We start from the raw sequence: 17,818 nt of genomic DNA, 5'->3' as shown, positions 1-17,818 counted from the left end.
GATGCCGTTGGACCCGCAGGTCGAGGCGATGCGCGCCGAGCGCGAGGCGAGCCAGGTACCGCAGCTCTATACCCAGACGCTGGCCGAGGCCAGAGCCGCCGACCTCGCATCGATCAAGGCCGCGGGGGGTGAGGTCGAACCCGTTCACCACGTCGAGGACCTCACGACCGACGGCGGCGTACCGCTGCGGGTTTACCGGCCTGACCTGACCGGGCCGATGCCGACGCTGATCTACTTCTTCGGCGGTGGCTGGACGCTGGGCAGCATCGAGACCGCGGACGGCATCAGCCGCAAGCTGGCCAACGCCGTTCCCTGCCAGGTGATCGCGGTCGGCTATCGGCTGGCGCCCGAGCACCCGTTCCCGGCGGCCGTGCACGACTGTCACGACGCCGCGCAGTGGATCGCGGCGAACGCGGACAAGCTGCAGGTCGATGCGGCCCGGTTGGTGGTAGGCGGCGACAGCGCCGGTGGGAACCTGGCGGCAGCGACGACGTTGCTTGCTCGTAGCAACGGTCCGGCGCTCGCCGGTCAGCTGCTCGTGTACCCGAACACCCGGTACGGCTCGGACACCATCTCGATGCGGAAGGGTGACGACCCCTACCTGTTCAACAAGACCTCGGTCAACTGGTACTGGAACCACTACCTTGACGAGCCCTCCGACGGACTCAATCCGCTGGCGTCACCGTTGTTGGCCGAGTCGCACGCGGATCTCCCGCCGGCGTTGGTGATCACCGCGGAGTTCGACCCGCTCCGCGACGAGGGCGAGTTCTACGCCGAGAAGCTGCACGCCGCCGACGTGCCGACGACCCTCAGCCGGTACGACGGCATGGTGCACGGCTTCTTCGCCATGTCCGGGATCCTCGACGGCGGCAAGAAGGCGATGGCCGAAGCGTCCGCGTGGCTCGCGGAGATCTTCCGCGATGCCTGAGACGCGATGGCGTGATGGCTGACACGCTCGCCGACTACGAATCCCTGGCCGCTGCCGTCCTCCCTACCGAAGTCCGGGATTTTGTGGCCGGCGGCAGCGGCTCCGAGACCACGTTGCGCCACAACCGCGCAGCCCTCGATGCGATCACTCTCACGCCTCGCGTGCTCGCGGGTGTCGACGACCCCGACACCGCGTGCACACTCCTCGGCAGTCAGTTCGCCATGCCCGTCGCGGTGGCCCCGATGGCCTATCAGCGTCTCTTGCACCCCGACGGCGAACTCCTCCTCGCGAGCGCGGCCGCGGCTGCCGGAATCCCTTATGTCATCGGCACTCTGAGCAGCTACCCACTGGAGAAGATCGCCGCCACGGCGCCCTCGTGGTTCCAGCTGTACTGGTTGCGGGATCGCGGCCTGGTCGCGGCACTCGTGGATCGCGCGGCCGACGCCGGGTGCACCGCGTTGATGGTGACCGTCGATGTTCCTGTGATGGGTCGCCGGCTACGTGACGTTCGCAACTCCTTCGCGCTGCCTCCGGAAGTGGTCGCGGCCAACATTGTCGACATGGTGACAGAGGCACATACTGCCGTGCCCGGGTTGTCCGCGGTCGCGGCCCACACGGCGTCGGCGTTCGATCCCGCCGTTTCCTGGTCGGACCTGGAGTGGCTCCGAAGGTCAAGTGAACTTCCCCTGGTGGTGAAGGGGATTCTCGACCCCCGCGATGCGCGCAGAGCCGTCGACGCGGGTGCGGACGGGGTCGTGGTGTCGAATCATGGCGGGCGCCAGTTCGACGGTGCCCCGGCTTCGATCGATGCTCTCGGCCCTGTTGTCGAGGCGGTTGGCAACGACTGTGCGGTGCTTCTGGACAGCGGGATCCGCAGCGGCACCGATATCGCCAAGGCGATTGCTCTGGGGGCGTCCGCCGTACTCGTCGGGCGACCGTTGCTGTGGGCATTGGCTGTGGAGGCTGTGGACGACGCGCTGACGCTGCTGAGGCAAGAGCTGCGTGACGCGATGCTGCTGACGGGATGTGAGGACCTGGCCGCGCTTGCGCGGCTGACCACGGGGAGGACGACATGGCAGACCTCGAGCTGACCGAGTTGCACGGTTCGCTGACGGATCGGGCGCTCACCTCGATGAACTTCCTCAACGAGGTATCGCACCACTACCCGGACGCGATCTCGCTCGCCGCCGGCCGCCCGACCGAGGAGTTCTTCGCGCTCGAGGATCTGCACCGCTACCTCGACCTGTACGCCGATCACCTGCGATCCGAGGGGTACGACGAACCAGCGGTACGACGGGCGATCTTCCAGTACGGAAGGACCAAGGGGATCATCCACGACCTGGTCGCCCGGAATCTCGCGGTCGACGAGGACATCCACGTCGACCCCGAAGCGATCGTCGTCACGGTGGGCTGCCAGGAGGCGATGGTCCTCACCCTCCGCGCCCTGCGGGCCACCGCGGACGACGTGCTGCTCGCGATCTCGCCGTCGTACGTCGGTATCACCGGCGCGGCCCGATTGGTCGAGCTGCCGGTCCTGCCGGTGGCCGGCGGTGCCGAGGGGGTCGACCTCGACGACCTCGTCGCGGTGGTCAAGGCAGCCAGGGCGGACGGCATGCGGCCGCGGGCGTGCTACCTGGTGCCGGACTTCGCGAACCCGACCGGCCTCAGTCTGGACGTGGACCTCCGGCGACGGCTGCTGGAGACCGCCGCTCAGCAGGACCTCCTGCTGATCGAAGACAACCCGTACGGGCTGTTCCCGGCCGAGGGCGTCGACCGGCTGCCGACCCTGAAGGCGCTCGACACCGACCGTCGCGTCGTCTACCTCGGCTCGTTCGCCAAGACCGGGCTGCCGGGTGCCAGGGTCGGGTACGTCGTCGCGGACCAAACCGTTGCGGCACCCGACGGAGCGACCGGACTCCTCGCCGACGAACTGTCGAAGCTCAAGAGCATGCTCACCGTCAACACCTCGCCGGTCGCGCAGGCGGTGGTCGGCGGCAAGCTGATCGCCCACGACTACAGCCTGGTCGCGGCAAACCGGCGCGAACGGGACGTGTACGCCGCCAACCTGAAAGCGATCACCGACGGCCTGGCCGCCCACTTCCCTTCAGGCAAGCACAGTCCCGGTGGCCAGATCACCTGGACGGTCCCGTCCGGCGGGTTCTTCGTGGTGGTCACCGTGCCGTTCCCGGTCGACGACGTACTCCTGGAGAAGTCGGCCCAGGAATATGGGGTGCTGTGGACCCCGATGAGCCACTTCTATGAGGGCGACACCCCGATCCACGCCCTCCGGCTGTCCTGCAGCGCGGTCACCCCGCCCCAGATCGACGCGGCCCTGAACCGGCTGGCCGCCCTCATTGCCGACCAGTTGCCGTAACTGGTCCTCTCGCGCGGTGCGGAACTGGATCTGTAGGACGTACCGGTGCGCTTCTAGCGTCGAGATATGACCACCACATGCGAGATCCCGACAACTACCGATCGAGTGCTCACCGGCCAATTCGGCCGGTTGCTGGTGATGGCGTTCGGGTCCGGGCTGAGCATGTACCTGCTCACCTCGGTGGTCCCGCTGTACCTGGCCGCCAACGGCTCCGGCGGGATCGGGGCCGGGCTGTCGACCGGTGCGATGATGCTGTCCGCGGTCGGCGTCGAACTGCTGGTGCCGCGGATGCTGGCCCGCTGGGGCTACCAGGTCGTCCTCGGCCTCGGGCTGATCCTGCTCGGTGCACCCTCACTGGTCCTGCTGGCCACCGCCTCGCTGCCGGTGGTCCTCACGGTCTGCATCGTCCGTGGCGCCGGTCTGGCGATCCTGGTCGTCGGCGCGGTCGCCCTGGTCGCGGAGATCACCCCGGCCCACCGCCGCGGTGAGGCCCTGGGCGTGTACGGCGTCGCAGTCGGCGTTCCCGCGGTCATCGGCCTCCCGCTCGGCGTCTATCTGACGAACGTGATCGGCTTCGGCGCCTTGTTCGTGCTCGCCGCGTTCACCTCCCTGGCCGGACTCGTCACCCTGGTCGGCCTGCCCGCGCGGGTCAGCACCGAGGAGCAGCACGTGAACGTCCTCGGTGGCGTCCGGCGTAGCGGCTTGCTGATGCCGACCTTCGTCTTCGCGGCCGTGACCGTCGCCGCCGGGATCAGCGTCACCTTCCTGCCCCTGGCCGTTGCCGGGGACAAGCACTCGCTGATCGCGACCGCCCTGCTTCTGCAGGCCGCGGCCGCACCCGGCGCACGCTGGCTGGCCGGCCGGTACGGCGATCGCGTCGGCCCGGCGAAGTTGCTGGCGCCGGCGTTGATCCTGGCCGCGCTGGGTGCCGGATCGCTGGTGCTGATCGGCAACGGTCTCGTCATCCTGCTCGGTTCGGCGCTCTTCGGCCTCGGCTTCGGTGCCGCACAGAACCTGACGCTGACGATGATGTACAACCGGGTTCCGAAGGCCCGGTACGGACAGGTCAGCGCGCTGTGGAACCTTGCCTACGACGGCGGCTGGGGGATGGGAGCCATCGTCTTCGGACTGATGGTGTCAGGCGTTGGGTTTGCCGGAGGGTTCGCGATCACAGCGGCAGTCGTCGCGGTGGCCGTCGTACCGGCGGTCAGAGCTTACGGAGCCTGACCCAGCGGACAGCGTGGTCGGGGCCTTTGCGGAGGACGAGGGTGGCGCGGGAGCGGGTCGGGAGGATGTTCTCGCGCAGGTTGGGCCCGTTGATGCCGTCCCAGAGCGACTCGGCCTTCTTGACCGCTTCCTCCCGGCTGAGCTCGCCGTACCGGACGAAGTAGGACTCCGGGTTGCGGAACGCCGTCTCCCACAGCTTGAGGAAGCGGTGCACGTACCAGGACCGGATGTCGTCGGCGGCCGCGTCGACGTACACGGAGAAGTCGAAGAAGTCGCTGACCGCGAGACCGCTCTTGCCGTCGGCGTGCCGGGGTGCGGGCTGCAGGACGTTCAGGCCCTCGAGCAGCAGGATGTCGGGCTGCTCGACGGTCGTCCGTACGCCGTTCATCCGGTCGTAGTGCAGGTGGGAGTAGACCGGCGCCTCGACCGCGTCCATGCCGGACTTCACCTCGACCACGAAGCGCAGCAGCGACTTGCGGTCGTACGACTCCGGGAACCCCTTGCGCATCATCAGGTTCCGGCGCTCGAGCTCACCGTTCGGCCAGAGGAAGCCGTCAGTGGTCACGAGCGCGACCCGCGGGTGCTCGGGCCAGCGGGCCAGCAACTCGCGCAGCAGCCGGGCGGTCGTGGACTTGCCGACGGCAACCGAACCGCCGATGCCGATCACGAACGGGGTCCGGGTGGCGGCCGGCTTGCCGAGGAAGCTCTCGGTGTCCGCGTGCAGCGCGCGGGCGTGCCGGACATAGAGCGACAGGATCCGCGACAGCGGCAGATAGACCTCACGGACCTCGTCCATGTCGATCTCGTCGCCGAGGCCGCGCAGCCGTTCGATCTCGTCCGCCGTCAGCGGGGACACGGTGGTCTCGGCCAGTTGCGCCCAGGCGGCACGGTCGAGCTCGGTGTAGGGAGTCACCTCCCGCGACGGCTGCAGCATGTGCCCCATTCTTCCCATCCCGCCCCGGTGCACCCATACCGGGCGGGCGTGGCCTTCGTCTCAACCAGGACTCGGACCCGTCGGTGCCGAAACTTTCGAACCGGCGGACGGGTACTGGTGATCCGGATCCAGTGCAAGGATCCGGCGTGATGTTCGACGCCTGCTGGCTCGGCACTCAGCGGTTGCCTGAGGTGACCGTGCATGCCTCGGGGGCGCTGGCCCAGACGATCCGGGCCGAGCTCCGGCAGACCCGCCGGCTCCGCAACGACGTGGAGATTGCGCTCTGCGTCCTGGACCGGGTGCGGGAATCGCCGTTGTGGCGGCGTACGACCACTTCATCCCGCTGGACGGGCGGTTCGAGGAGAACGTCGTACTGCAGGTGAAGCACGGGCCGCTGGACTTCCAGGCGCGCGAGGCGATGTCGCCGTTGCTGGGGGAGCTGCAGGAGACGGGGTTCGCGGTGGAGTTGCAGGTGACGCAGGAGTACACCGGACAGCAGAGGGATCTGTGTTACCTCGCACCGTGCTGGCGGGAGATCCTGCAGTTCGACACCACCGGATCCGGTGGCCCGGCCGTTGCCGAGCGCGCCGACGCGATCGTTGCCGTCTCCAACATCGGGGACGATCCGAACTGGACCGGGCACAAGCTTGCCCAGAGCAACCTGTACGCGTTCGCGCCGCTCGGGGTCGGGTTCATGGTCACGCCGGAGACGCACTACGGGCCGAACGTGAACGGTTACGAGTACTCGGCGCGCGGGACCTACCACTTCGCCGACCGCTACGGCGTCGGTGTGGACCGCACGGTCGCGAGCGGTTCCGGCTTCACCGGGCAGTACCCCGAGCCGCTCGCGAGTCGCTACGAGAACGCCTACAGCTGCCCCGACGAACTCCTGCTCTTCTTCCACCACGTCCCCTACGACCGAGTCCTCCAGAACGGCAGCACGGTCCTGCAGCACATCTACGACACCCACTTCCAGGGGTACGACGAGGTCGCGGCGATGCTGGATCGCTGGATGGCCATCGCCGACCGCTTCGAGCCGGCGACGCGGGAGAACATCACGGCGCGGCTGGAGGGACAGCTCGCCAACGCCGGCGCCTGGCGGGACCAGGTGAACACGTACTTCTACCGTCTCAGCGGGGTCCCGGACGCCGAGGGGCGCACGATCCAGCGGTAGGCTGGCCGAAAGTTTCGACACTGGAGGTCGGGTGAGCCAGCGGATCACGATCGCGAAAATTGCGGAGCAGGCCGGGGTCTCCGTGCCCACCGTCTCCAAGGTGCTGAACGGCCGGGCCGACGTCGCCGAGGACACCCGGGCGAAGGTCGAGAGCATTATCCAGGAGCACGGCTACCGGCGCCGCACCGCGAGTACGGCGAGCAGCCCGATGGTCGACCTGGTGTTCCCCGAGCTGAGCGGCGACTGGGCGATCCAGCTGATCCGCGGGGTCGAGGGCGTCCTCCGCGCCGAAGGCGTCGAGTTGGTGCTGTCCGAGTGCGGCGACGCCCGCCGGCCGCGGCAGGAGTGGATCGAATCCGTCCTGAACCGGCGCCCGCTCGGCGTGATCATGGTGTTCTCCGACCTGGACGCGGACCAGCGGGCGCAGTTGGAGGCGCGGCGGATCCCGTTCGTCGTGGTCGACCCGATCGGTGACGAGGGCGACGACGTACCCTCCATCGGCTCCGCCAACTGGAACGGCGGGCGGATGGCGACGCTGCATCTGCGCAAACTCGGTCACACCCGGATCGGGATGATCGGCGGACCGGTCGAGACGCTCTGCTCGCGGATGCGGGTCGACGGGTACCAGGACGCGCTGCGGTCGACCGGGGTCGCGGTCGAGCCGGAGCTGATCCGTTCGGGCGACTTCGGCGTCGGCAGCGGTTACCGGGAAGCCCTCGCGCTGCTTCGGCAGCCGGACCGTCCGACCGCGATCTTCGCGGGCAGTGACATGCAGGCGCTCGGCGTCTACCAGGCAGCCCGTGAGCTCGGCCTGGAGATTCCCCGTGACCTCTCGGTGGTCGGGTACGACGACCTCCCGGTGGCCCAATGGGTCAGTCCCACCCTGACCACGGTTCACCAGCCCCTCCACCGGATGGCCGAAATGGCCACCCGCCTGGTCCTCGACCTGGCCCGCGGCGTCACCCCGTCGGCCCTACGGATGGACCTGGCCGTAGAGATGCGAGTCCGCCAATCGACCGCTGAACCCGCGAGCTAGGCTGGCCCGCATGATCGTCGGCGTGGGTATCGATGTGGTCGACGTGGAACGGTTCATGAAGACACTCGAACGTACGCCGGGACTGCGGGATCGAGTGTTCACACCGATCGAGGCACTCAAGCCGCCGGCGTCCCTGGCCGCCCGCTTCGCCGCGAAGGAAGCCCTGGCCAAAGCGCTGGGCGCGCCCGCCGGAATGCACTGGCACGACGCCGAGGTCCAGACCGACGAGACCGGCCGGCCGTGGCTGGAGATCACCGGCACAGTCGCCACCCAGGCTTCGCGACTCGGTGTCCAGAGCCTGCATCTGTCCTTGAGTCACGACGCCGGCATCGCATCCGCAGTGGTCATCCTGGAGGGTTGAGCAATGCGCCGCGCATACACCGTCGAACAGGTCCGGGCCGCCGAGGCCGAGCTGATGGCACGGCTCCCGGAAGGCACCTTGATGCAGCGCGCGGCCACCGGCCTCGCGGTTGCCATTGGCAACTTTCTTGGCAGTACGTACGGCACCCGCGTCGTCCTGCTGATCGGCTCCGGCGACAACGGCGGCGACGCCCTGTACGCCGGTGCCCGGCTCGCGCGCCGCGGTGCCCGGGTGACCGCCGTACTGCTCTCTGCGAAAGCCCACGCCGAAGGACTGGCGGCGCTGCGGGCAGCCGGCGGACGCGTCGGCTCGACCGACGACATCCCGGCGGCCGACGTCGTGGTCGACGGCATCGTCGGGATCGGTGGCCGTCCCGGTCTTCGCCCCGACGCTCTCGAGGCCATCGAGTTGGCCGACCAGTACGGCGTACCGATCGTCGCCGTCGACACGCCCTCCGGCGTCGACGTCGACACCGGCGAAGCCCCCGAGCCGCACGTCCGCGCCGCACTCACCGTCACCTTCGGCACGCACAAGATCTGTCACTTCATCGACCCCGCCGCCACCGCCTGCGGCCCGGTCCACCTCGTCGAGATCGGCCTCGACCTCCCATCGGCCCCCGTCGAGTCGCTCCAAGCTGCCGATGTCCGCGCCCGCTACCCCGTGCCCCATGGGGAGTCCGACAAGTACTCCCGCGGTGTCCTCGGCCTGATGGTCGGATCGGCTCAGTACCCCGGCGCCGCCGTCATCGCGACGGCCGGTGCTCTCGGCGGCCCGGTCGGCATGGTCCGGTACGTCGGTTCGGACGCCGTCGCGGCCGAGGTCCGGGCAGCCCACCCGGAGATCGTGGCCGGCGAAGGCCGCGTGCAGGCGTGGACCATCGGGTCCGGCATGGGCGATGGCCTCGATGTCCCGCGCATCCGCGAATTGCTGGACGCGGAAGAGCCGGTTGTCCTCGACGCGGACGGACTGAAGGCACTCGACGACTCCGGCGACCACGTCAACGTACTCGCGACACCCCATGCCGGTGAGCTCGCCAGGCTGCTCGGTGTCGACCGCTCCACCGTCGAAGCCAGTCGACTCGAGCACGCTCGCCTGGCCGCCGAACGCTTCGACGTGACGATCCTGCTCAAGGGCGCGACCACCGTCATCGCCAGCCCCGACGGTCACGTCCGGGTCAACACCAACGCCACTCCCTGGCTGGCAACCGCCGGTGCCGGCGACGTCCTGGCCGGCCTCTGCGGCGCCCTCCTCGCTGCCGGTCTGACACCGCTCGATGCTGCTTCCGTCGGTGCCTACCTGCACGCCGCCGCGGCCAACCTGGCCTCGTCGAGCGCCCCGGTGACGGCCCTGTCGGTCGCGGCCGCGTTGCCGGACGCCACGCGATATCTGTTGCGAACCTGAGTGGTACGGACGTAGGACTGAATCTGCTAGTGCCTCCACCGCCTTTGGAGTGTGCACGTGAAGCGATTCGTGGGGTTCGTCGTACTTGTCCTGCTCGCCGTTCTGCCGGTGCCTGCCCAGGCCGGCCCGAAACAGTATGTGGCTGATGCCCAGACCAAGATCGACGTGATGGGGGAGTGGGCCCATCCGGACGACGACACGAGCATCATCGGCCCGTGTGGCGTCTGGCATCAGCTGTACGGCGTCAAATGCGGCGTCATCCAGGTCACCCGCGGTGAGGGCGGCGGGAACGCGGCCGGGAACGAGCTCGGGCCGGACCTCGGCCTGCGGCGGGAGAACGAGGACCGCGTCGCGCACTACCGGTCCGGGACCGTCGACATCTTCAACCTGGACCGGATCGACTTCTTCTACAACCAGAGCGCGCCGCTGACGCAGTACTTCTGGGACGAGGAGGAGACACTGCGCCGGGTGACGCGGGTGATCCGCGAGACCCAGCCCGAGATCTACATCGGCTTCACCTCGACCCTCGCGGCCGGGCACGGCAACCATCAGCAGGCCGGCCGGCTGATCTGGGAAGGCGTCCTCGCGGCCGCCGACCCGACCCGCTTCCCTGAGCAGCTGAAGGGACCGCACGCGCTCAGCACGTGGCAGGTGAAGAAAGTCTTCTCCGGCGGCAGTACGGCGGGAACCGGCGGTACGACGTCCGCCGCGAACTGCACCACCGGCTTCACGCCGACCGGCCTCGACACCGTCGCGGGCGTGTGGACCGGCTACAACTCGCCGTACGTCTGGCCGGCCGGCAACCTGCAGGGACAGCCGGCCGGGACCGCCAAGATCTGGCAGCAGGTCGCGGACGAGGGCCGGGCGGCGTACCCGACGCAGAGTCGCGTGATGTTCAAGGGGACTTCGGTTCCGGCGTGCCCACGGTTCGGCATGACGGAGTCGTTCGTACCGTTCCAGCCGAACAGCAGTCCGCAGGCGGGGCTCGACGACGCGATCCTCTTCGGTGCGAAGAAACCCGATCCCGGCGGGCTGCCGCTGGGGACCCTGGAGTACCTGACGTTCTCGCGGTTCTACAACGTCGCCGGTGAATCGTTCCAGGCCACCCTGCACCTGCGCGGAAAGCTTGCCAAAGGCAACGCCCAGCTGACCGTCCCGGCGGGCTGGTCGACCGACGGCCCCCAGCAGGTCCGGGCCGGCTCGCAGGCCGACGTCACCTTCACAGTCACCCCGTCGGCGACCGCTCCGGTCGACCAGAACGCGAAGGTGTCCGCCACCTACACGACCGCGCACGCCACCGGTTACACCGACAACGTCGTGCGCATCGTGGCTCCGGCCGAAGGCCGCTTCCAGCGCTGGGGCAACTGGGCCGAGTACGACCAGTGGCTACAGAACACCGCACCCCAGGCGAACCGTCTCGGCCGGTCCCAGGCGATCCAGTCGATGGGCATCGGCACGACCATCGACATACCGGTCGTCGTGCACAACTGGTCCACGCAGCAGCAGACCGGTGCGGTCTCCCTCGACCTCCCGGCCGACTTCACCGTCGACGCGCCGTCCAAGCCCTACGACCTCGCCCCCGGCGCTGACGCCACGGTCACGTTCAAGCTGACCAACACCGACACGACACTGCCCGCGCAGCAGAACGTCTCGATCCCGATCCGGACCGCGACCGGTAGCGAGACCCTGACGCTCACACTGGTCCCGACGACGGTGATCCCGCAGGCGACACCGGTGGTCGACGGTACGGCGGGGCCGGGCGAGTACCCCGGTCCGACGCTCGACCTCGGCCGGATCTGGCAGGGCGCGGCCACCTGCACCGGCGTCGACGACTGTGGCGTTTCCTCAACAGGAGAAGGCAGTACAGCCAAGGTGAGCTGGTCCGGCGACGCCCTCTACTTCTTCATCCACGTCCGCGACGACTACCAGTCGTACGCCGTGACTCCGGCCGAATGTGTCGGTCACTGGCAGGCCGACTCGGTCGAGATCCTGCTCGACCCGCGCGGGACCGCCTCGCAGGCGCTGATGGACACGGCGAACACGTTCAAGCTCGGCATCTTCCCGTTCAGCCAGAGCGGCGGGCCTTGCTGGGAGCGAGATGCGGACAACCATCAGGGCTACTCCAGTGGTGCGCTCGACACCGGCAATGCGCCGGGTGTGCAGGTTGCCTCGACCGCACAGTGGGTCGGCAGCAACGAGACCACCGTTCCGCACGCGTATGCGGGTGGCGGGTACGACCTCGAGGTGAAGATCCCGCTGGCCGACCTCCCCGCCGCGGTCGACCCGACCCGGCTCGGCCTCAACATCACGCCGTACGACAATGACGACACCTCGGCGGCTGGTACGACGACGTTGCGGCATATCGACATGAGCACGCGACTGGGTTGGTCGGCCCTCGGTTCGGTCCAGTCCGACCCGTACCGCTGGGGTCTCGCCACCCTCCCGGGCTACACACCGCCCGCGGACCGCCCGACCACCCCGGCACCGCCGAACGTGTCCAACCCGAACCTGAACGGTGCGTTGTCACCCCAGACCATCGCCCAGTCCGCGCGTAACGGCGTACCGATCTCGGGCCGCGTCCCGACCAGCGACCTGAAGATCCTGTCCGCCGCACTCCGCGGAAGCAGCGTCGACCTGGTCACCAACTCACCCGGGTCCGGCACAGCACGGGCCTTCCTCACCACTGGCGAAATCGGCGCGATCCCGGTCTGGACAACGACCTGTACGACGGCCGCCGACCCGCCGCCCGACTACGGACTGACCCCTTGCGCGCTCACCGACGGTGCGACCCCACCCTGGTCCCCGGACATGAGCGGTCACCTGGTCAAACAGTCCAGCCAGCAGATCACGCGAGGCGTCCAGCACTGGTCGATCCCGCTGACCGCCGCCCAACGCACCCAGCTCAGGACCAACGGACATCTGCTCGTGTCCTATGAGACACCGCAGAACGAGGTCCAGGCGTTCGACGTCCGGCTCAGCGCGGGGTAGTGAAGTCGAGGCCGCCGGTTGAGGTCCGAAGCTTCAGCCGGTTGGCATCGACCTCGTAGCCGACCTCGCCCTTGAGCGCGGTGAGGAGGACGGTCTCGAGTCGCGCGGCGTCACCGGTGCAGGCCCGGCGGGTGGTGGCCAGTTCGCCGAAGGTGAGTTTGCCGGTGGCGCGGGCGACCGTGGCCTGGAAGTCATTGCAGCCGGTCGATCCGGTGACGCGCTCGCCGTTGAGCGTCATCCAGACGTTCTGGGAGCCGGCGTAGTTGGTGGCGGCGTCGCCGGTGATCACCGTTTCCAGAGACCACCGGGTGCCGTCGAGGGCGACGTCCGGTTCGGCGGTCTCGCGATCCACCAGCGAGATCGTCGTACTGCCGGCGGTGATGTCGAGCTTGCTGCCGTCGAGCTTCCAGGTCGGCTTGCTACTGAGGATGTTCGCCAGCCAGGAGTCCTGTCCCTGCCGCGGACCCTCGCAGCCCATCATGGTCATCGCCAGGCCGCCCTCGAGCGTCAGCTTGCCGTCGTCGGTCGACACCTTCGACTGCATCGAGTTGCAGCCGGCGTCCCCGACCAGGCGGCCGTCGTCGGTGAAATCCAGCCGGACCCGGGTGTTCGGCGCGAGCTGCTTGGGCATTCCGTTCTCGGTCACAGCGGTGGACAGGTACGAGTTTCCGGTCAGCGACGCACCTGCCGCGGTGTCGTTCCCGCAGGCGGTCAGGGCGAGCAGCAAACCGGCTCCGGCGAGGGCGATCATCCGCGTCTTCACACCCTAAGGATGCCGTTTGCCGGGCCCGCGTTGCAGTGTGAAGGGTTCGTTAAGTCGGGGCCCCGGATTGGCGGGCGATATCACGGTTCGATAACGTCACCGGCGTACGCGAGAGCTCACGAGAAGGAACAGGACCGGTACGCCGGTCTGCCGGATCGGTTCGGCGTTTCGGGGACGCCGGCTTTCCTGGCCTCTCTGGGGACCAAACGAACAGTTGTTGGGTCACACTGAAGTTCTGGGGCAACACAGGGTGGCCCGTCGAGCAGACGAGGAATGTTACGCATGCCCCCCACCCGAACTGCCCGGACCCGCAAGCTTGTCCCAGCGGTCGTCCTTGCCGTCGGTGCACTCATCGCCGCACCGATCGTCGTTCACGCGGCCAAGGATTCCCCTGTGGCGACCGCGAGCGCCGCGGACAGCGCGGTTTTCGATCTTCCGAGCATCGGTCGCGTCGAGAGTTGCGTCCTGGACGCCTACTCCAGCTGCACCGTGGTGCACGGATTCGGCAAGAAGCCGGTCGCCATCACCGCGACCGCGTCCGGACCCGCGATCCTGTCGATCGACCCGGCGAAGACCACCGACCAGAGCTACCGGCTGCGTGCCCTGCGCTACGACGGCCAGAAATACCGCGCCGGCACCAAGCTGAGCTACACGGCGCACTACGACTTCGTCGCCGCGCCGGCGCAGCCGACCACACCGACCCCGACCACGACGGCAACCCCGACGAAGCCGCCGACCACCAGCACGCCGGCGCCGACCCAGACGCCGACGACCACGACGACGCCGACCAAGCCGCCGACGTCGACTCCCACCACGACCACACCGTCGACGACGACCCCCACGTCGACGGGCAGCCCGAGCCAGACCTGCACCAACCCGTCGTTCGTCACCACCTCGACGAACAACCAGGGTGACGGCCGGACGTTCGGTGCGTACTACGTCCACAACAACATGTGGAACAACGACAACGGTACCTACACGCTGAGTGCGTGCAACTACAACAACTGGTTCCTCGACGTCACCCAGCCGCTGCCGGGTGACAAGGGCGTCCAGGCGTACCCGAACGTGCACAAGGACTACAACGACGTCGCGCTGTCGAAGATCCAGTCGGCCAAGTTCGCGGCGACCACGCCAGCCAACTGCCCCGCCTGCATCTACAACGTCGCGTTCGACGCCTGGATCGGCGACGGTCTGAACAACGAGCTGATGATCTGGACCGACAACAAGGGCCAGGTCCCGGCCGGCCGCAAGGTGGGCACCGTGACCTTCGGTGGCTTCACGTACGACGTCTGGCACGAGAGCGGCTACACCGCGTACGTGTCCCAGGTGGCGCAGAAGTCCGGCACGATGCCGCTGGCGAGCTTCTTCAACGACATGATCGGCCGTGGCTGGGCCCCGAAGGCCACCACCTGGCAGGTCGACTTCGGTGTCGAGGTGGTGTCCACCGGCAACACCAAGCAGCGCTTCAACTTCACCGACTTCTCCATCCAGGAGAACTGACCCCCGCGCTCTCGCGCACCCCGCGGCCACCGCGACGACCCCCACGTCGCGGTGGCCGCTCAGGTTTCCGCTTAGGGTTTCCGTCGTGACCGGACTCGTGATCTTCGACAACGACGGCGTACTGGTGGATTCCGAGCGGCTGGCCAACACGATCCTGGCCGAGCTGCTCACCGAGGCCGGGCTGCCCTACACGTTCGAGGAAACCGTGCGTGACTTCATGGGCGGCAGCATGGCGTCGATGCGGCAGCAGACGGAGGCCCAGCTGGGCCGTCCGCTGCCGGCGGATCTGGAGGATCGCTACCACCAGCGGTTGTTCGACGGATTCGCCCACCTGCAGGCGATCGAGGGCGTTGAGGCTGTCCTCGATCACCTCCAGGCGCGGGGTGTCACCTACTGTCTTGCATCCTCCGGCACCCACCGCAGGATTCGTACGGCGCTGACCGCCGTCGGATTCCTGGATCGGTTCGAGGGCCGGATCTTCAGCGCCGAGGACGTTGCCCACGGCAAGCCCGCGCCCGATCTCTTCCTGCACGCGGCCGCGTCGATGGGCGTGAAGCCGGCCGACTGCGTGGTCGTCGAGGACAGCCCGCTCGGTGTCGCCGCGGCGGTTGCGGCCGGCATGAAGGTCTTCGGGTACGCCGGGATGACGGACCCCGCGAAGCTCGCCGACGCGGACGCGGTTTTCCACAACATGGCCGCCCTGGCGGAACTGCTCGACGGAGCCTGAGACACTGGAGGAGCTATGTCTACCCTCCAGTCACCTGGCAGCGTCCGCCCCGTCCGTGCCGAGGCGGTCGTCGACCTGGGCGCAATCCGTCACAACGTGGCCACGCTGCGTGCCCGTGCCGAGGGCGCGCAGCTGATGACCGTGGTCAAGGCCGACGGTTACGGGCACGGGATGATCCCGGTCGCCCGGGCCGCTCGCGAGGCCGGCGCCGACTGGATCGGTGCCGCTGTCCTCGAGGAGGCGCTCGCGCTACGCGACGCCGGCGACACCGGACCGATCTTCTGCTGGCTGACCACCCCCGGCGAGCCGCTGTCCGACGCGATTGCGGCCGGCATCGACCTGTCCGCCGGTGCGCCGTGGGAGATCGACGAGCTGGTAGCCGGCGTGGAAGATCGACCGGCCCGGGTGCACCTGAAGATCGACACCGGGATGAGCCGGGGCGGCGCCGTACCGGAGGAGTGGCCGGCACTGATCCGGGCCGCGGTGCGGGCACAGGCGACCGGCCGGATCGAGATCAAGGGCATCTGGTCGCACCTGTCGTCGTCCGACGAGCCGAAGAGCCCGGCGAACGAGGCCCAGCTCGCCACCTTCATGGAAGCGATCGAGGTCGCGGAATCGTTCGGTATCGACGCCGAGTTCAAGCATCTGGCGAACTCGGGTGCCACGCTCGCGCTGCCCGAGACCCATTTCAACTTGGTCCGTCCGGGCGTGGCGACGTACGGGCTCTCGCCGTTCGGGCACGCGTTGCCGTCGGACGAGCTGGGGTTGCGGCCGGCGATGACGTTGAAGGCGCGGCTCGCGATGGTGAAGCGGGTGCCTGCCGGTGCGGGTGTCTCGTACGGCCTGACCTGGACCGCGCCGCGGCCGTCGACGCTGGGTCTGATCCCGCTCGGGTACGGCGATGGCCTGCCCCGGCACGCGTCCAACGGAGCCCCGGTCCTGGCCGGCGGCGAGCGTCGTGCCGTGGTCGGCCGGATCTGCATGGATCAGTGCGTGGTCAACCTCGAGGACGGCGAGGCGGCCGCGGGTGACGAGGTGGTGCTGTTCGGGCCGGGTACGGCGGGTGAGCCGACCGCGGACGACTGGGCCGACGCCGCGCGGACCATCAACTACGAGATCGTCACCCGGCTGGGAGCCCGGATCCCCCGTCGGTACGTCGATAGCGAAAGGTAAACCGGCATGTCCAAAGCAGGGCGGACTGCCGGTCTGATCGGGGCCGCGGTCGGAGTGCTGGCGGCCGGTGCCGCAGCCGGCGTCGCCGTCGAACGTCAGGTGATCGGCCGACGGTCGGGGCAGCGCAAACAGCTCGAGGCCGAGCCGTTCGGTTCGGTGCGCGGCACCCCGCATGTGTTCACCGCCGACGACGGCGTCGAGCTGTACGTCGAGGTCGACGAGCTGAAGCGGTCCCGCCGGCCCGAGCCACCGAAGCGCCGGTTCGGCCGGAAGCTGCCGCTGCCGCCGGAAGATCTGACCGTGATCTTCGCGCATGGTTACGGGCTGAACATGGACGCCTGGCACTTTGAGCGCCGGGACATGGCCGGCATCGGCACGATGGTGTTCTACGACCAGCGCTCGCACGGGCGGTCCGGCCGGTCGCCGAGGTCGGGCGTCAGCATCGACCAGCTCGGCCAGGACCTGCACGGGATCCTCGAGGAGTTCGCGCCGACCGGCCCGGTGATCCTGATCGGGCACTCGATGGGCGGCATGACGATCATGGCGATGGCCGAGCAGTATCCGGAGCTCTTCGGTGACCGGATCATCGGCGTCGGCCTGTGCTCGACCAGCGCGGGCGGGCTCGACCGGGTCCCGATCGTGTTCCCGGGCAAGGTCGGCATGCTGGCCCGGGCGCTCGCGACCCCGACGGTCGCGGCGCTGGCCCGGATCCCGGAGGTGGTCGAGCGCAGCCGCAAGGCGGGCACGGACATCAGCTACCTGCTGACCCGGAAGTACTCGTTCGGCTCCGAGGTCCCGCCGGCGTTCACCGAGTTCGTCAACGAGATGATCGCGGCCACGCCGATCGAGGTGATCGCGGAGTTCTACCCGATCTTCGCGCTGCACGACAAGTTCGACTCGCTCGAGCCGCTGCAGAAGGTCGAGTGCGTGGTGATCGGTGGCGACAAGGACCATCTGACCCCGTTCGACCACGCCGAGGAGATCGTCCGGCGGGTGCCCGGGGCGGAGCTGGTCGAGGTGAAGAACTGCGGTCACCTGGGCCTGATCGAGCACCACCGTGAGTTCACGGCCGCCCTCCTTGGCATGATCGAGCGAGCCGAACAATCCTTGGGACACACATGACAGTGCTTTTGGCCGGGCCTCCGGCGCCGGCGGCGTCATGGGGCCTTGATTCCCGGCCTTCCCTCGTCGCTCCGGTCGCTGCGCTCCCTACGCTCCTCAGTCCAGGCCGG

The 17,818-nt window shown here is 68.7% G+C and carries 16 protein-coding genes; 14 read left to right on the top strand and 2 right to left on the bottom strand.

Annotation, left to right across the window (positions count from 1 at the left end):
- Position 1: 1 nt before the first annotated feature.
- The 4 genes from AB0E63_RS10490 to AB0E63_RS10475 all read left to right on the top strand — a co-directional run bounded on the left by AB0E63_RS10490 (position 2) and on the right by AB0E63_RS10475 (position 4,529).
- Positions 2-928, top strand: a complete 927-nt coding sequence (locus AB0E63_RS10490) for an alpha/beta hydrolase (RefSeq protein ID WP_360363979.1) — start codon at positions 2-4, stop codon at positions 926-928.
- 14 nt (positions 929-942) lie between these two features.
- Positions 943-2,019, top strand: coding sequence for an alpha-hydroxy acid oxidase (locus AB0E63_RS10485; RefSeq protein WP_360363977.1), 1,077 nt, complete (start codon positions 943-945; stop codon positions 2,017-2,019).
- On the top strand, positions 2,001-3,302 hold the full coding sequence (locus AB0E63_RS10480; RefSeq protein WP_360363975.1) for a PLP-dependent aminotransferase family protein: 1,302 nt from the start codon (positions 2,001-2,003) through the stop codon (positions 3,300-3,302). The genes AB0E63_RS10485 and AB0E63_RS10480 overlap by 19 nt, the downstream gene beginning before the upstream one ends.
- A gap of 66 nt (positions 3,303-3,368) precedes the next feature.
- Complete coding sequence (locus tag AB0E63_RS10475) at positions 3,369-4,529, top strand: MFS transporter (protein WP_360363973.1); 1,161 nt, start codon at positions 3,369-3,371, stop codon at positions 4,527-4,529.
- Here the strand turns inward: AB0E63_RS10475 and coaA are convergent.
- Positions 4,510-5,463, bottom strand: a complete 954-nt coding sequence (coaA, locus tag AB0E63_RS10470) for a type I pantothenate kinase (RefSeq protein ID WP_360363971.1) — start codon at positions 5,461-5,463, stop codon at positions 4,510-4,512. The two genes, AB0E63_RS10475 and coaA, sit on opposite strands and share 20 nt — an antisense overlap.
- 146 nt (positions 5,464-5,609) lie before the next feature.
- Between coaA and AB0E63_RS10465 the strand changes: the two genes are divergently transcribed.
- The 6 genes from AB0E63_RS10465 to AB0E63_RS10440 are packed head-to-tail and all read left to right on the top strand — an operon-like array spanning position 5,610 to position 12,423.
- Positions 5,610-5,846: a hypothetical protein gene (locus tag AB0E63_RS10465; RefSeq protein ID WP_360363969.1), complete on the top strand. Its 237-nt coding sequence runs from the start codon at positions 5,610-5,612 to the stop codon at positions 5,844-5,846.
- Positions 5,780-6,637, top strand: a complete 858-nt coding sequence (locus AB0E63_RS10460; RefSeq protein WP_360363967.1) for a hypothetical protein — start codon at positions 5,780-5,782, stop codon at positions 6,635-6,637. Before AB0E63_RS10465 ends, AB0E63_RS10460 begins: the two co-directional genes overlap by 67 nt.
- Before the next feature lie 31 nt (positions 6,638-6,668).
- Entirely contained in the window at positions 6,669-7,673 is a 1,005-nt protein-coding gene (locus AB0E63_RS10455; protein ID WP_360363965.1) for a LacI family DNA-binding transcriptional regulator, read from the top strand.
- 10 nt (positions 7,674-7,683) lie between these two features.
- Positions 7,684-8,034 carry a holo-ACP synthase gene (locus AB0E63_RS10450; RefSeq protein ID WP_360363963.1) on the top strand — a complete coding sequence of 117 codons (351 nt, stop codon included), beginning with the start codon at positions 7,684-7,686 and terminating at the stop codon, positions 8,032-8,034.
- Positions 8,035-8,037: 3 nt separating this feature from the next.
- Positions 8,038-9,435, top strand: a complete 1,398-nt coding sequence (locus tag AB0E63_RS10445; RefSeq protein WP_360363961.1) for an NAD(P)H-hydrate dehydratase — start codon at positions 8,038-8,040, stop codon at positions 9,433-9,435.
- Between the two features lie 57 nt (positions 9,436-9,492).
- A complete protein-coding gene (locus AB0E63_RS10440; RefSeq protein WP_360363959.1) occupies positions 9,493-12,423 on the top strand; it encodes a PIG-L family deacetylase in 2,931 nt (976 codons plus the stop codon).
- On the opposite strand, the gene AB0E63_RS10435 is transcribed toward AB0E63_RS10440, so the two are convergent.
- A complete protein-coding gene (locus tag AB0E63_RS10435) occupies positions 12,410-13,186 on the bottom strand; it encodes an META domain-containing protein (protein WP_360363957.1) in 777 nt (258 codons plus the stop codon). The genes AB0E63_RS10440 and AB0E63_RS10435 overlap by 14 nt on opposite strands.
- Positions 13,187-13,468: 282 nt before the next feature.
- On the opposite strand from AB0E63_RS10435, the gene AB0E63_RS10430 reads away from it, so the two are divergent.
- The 4 genes from AB0E63_RS10430 (at position 13,469) to AB0E63_RS10415 (ending at position 17,708) form a co-directional block, all read left to right on the top strand.
- Positions 13,469-14,686, top strand: a complete 1,218-nt coding sequence (locus AB0E63_RS10430; RefSeq protein WP_360363956.1) for a hypothetical protein — start codon at positions 13,469-13,471, stop codon at positions 14,684-14,686.
- An 85-nt stretch (positions 14,687-14,771) separates the two neighbouring features.
- Complete coding sequence (locus tag AB0E63_RS10425) at positions 14,772-15,413, top strand: HAD family phosphatase (protein ID WP_360363954.1); 642 nt, start codon at positions 14,772-14,774, stop codon at positions 15,411-15,413.
- Between the two features lie 15 nt (positions 15,414-15,428).
- Complete coding sequence (gene alr / locus AB0E63_RS10420; protein WP_360363952.1) at positions 15,429-16,586, top strand: alanine racemase; 1,158 nt, start codon at positions 15,429-15,431, stop codon at positions 16,584-16,586.
- 6 nt (positions 16,587-16,592) lie between these two features.
- Complete coding sequence (locus AB0E63_RS10415) at positions 16,593-17,708, top strand: alpha/beta hydrolase (protein ID WP_360363950.1); 1,116 nt, start codon at positions 16,593-16,595, stop codon at positions 17,706-17,708.
- The last annotated feature ends 110 nt before the right edge of the window (positions 17,709-17,818 follow it).

It is taken from the genome of Kribbella sp. NPDC026596 (assembly GCF_040638415.1).
Lineage (GTDB): Bacteria > Actinomycetota > Actinomycetes > Propionibacteriales > Kribbellaceae > Kribbella.
The sequence above is the reverse complement of the archived record's forward strand: the minus strand, read 5'-3'. Positions and strand labels throughout refer to the sequence as shown.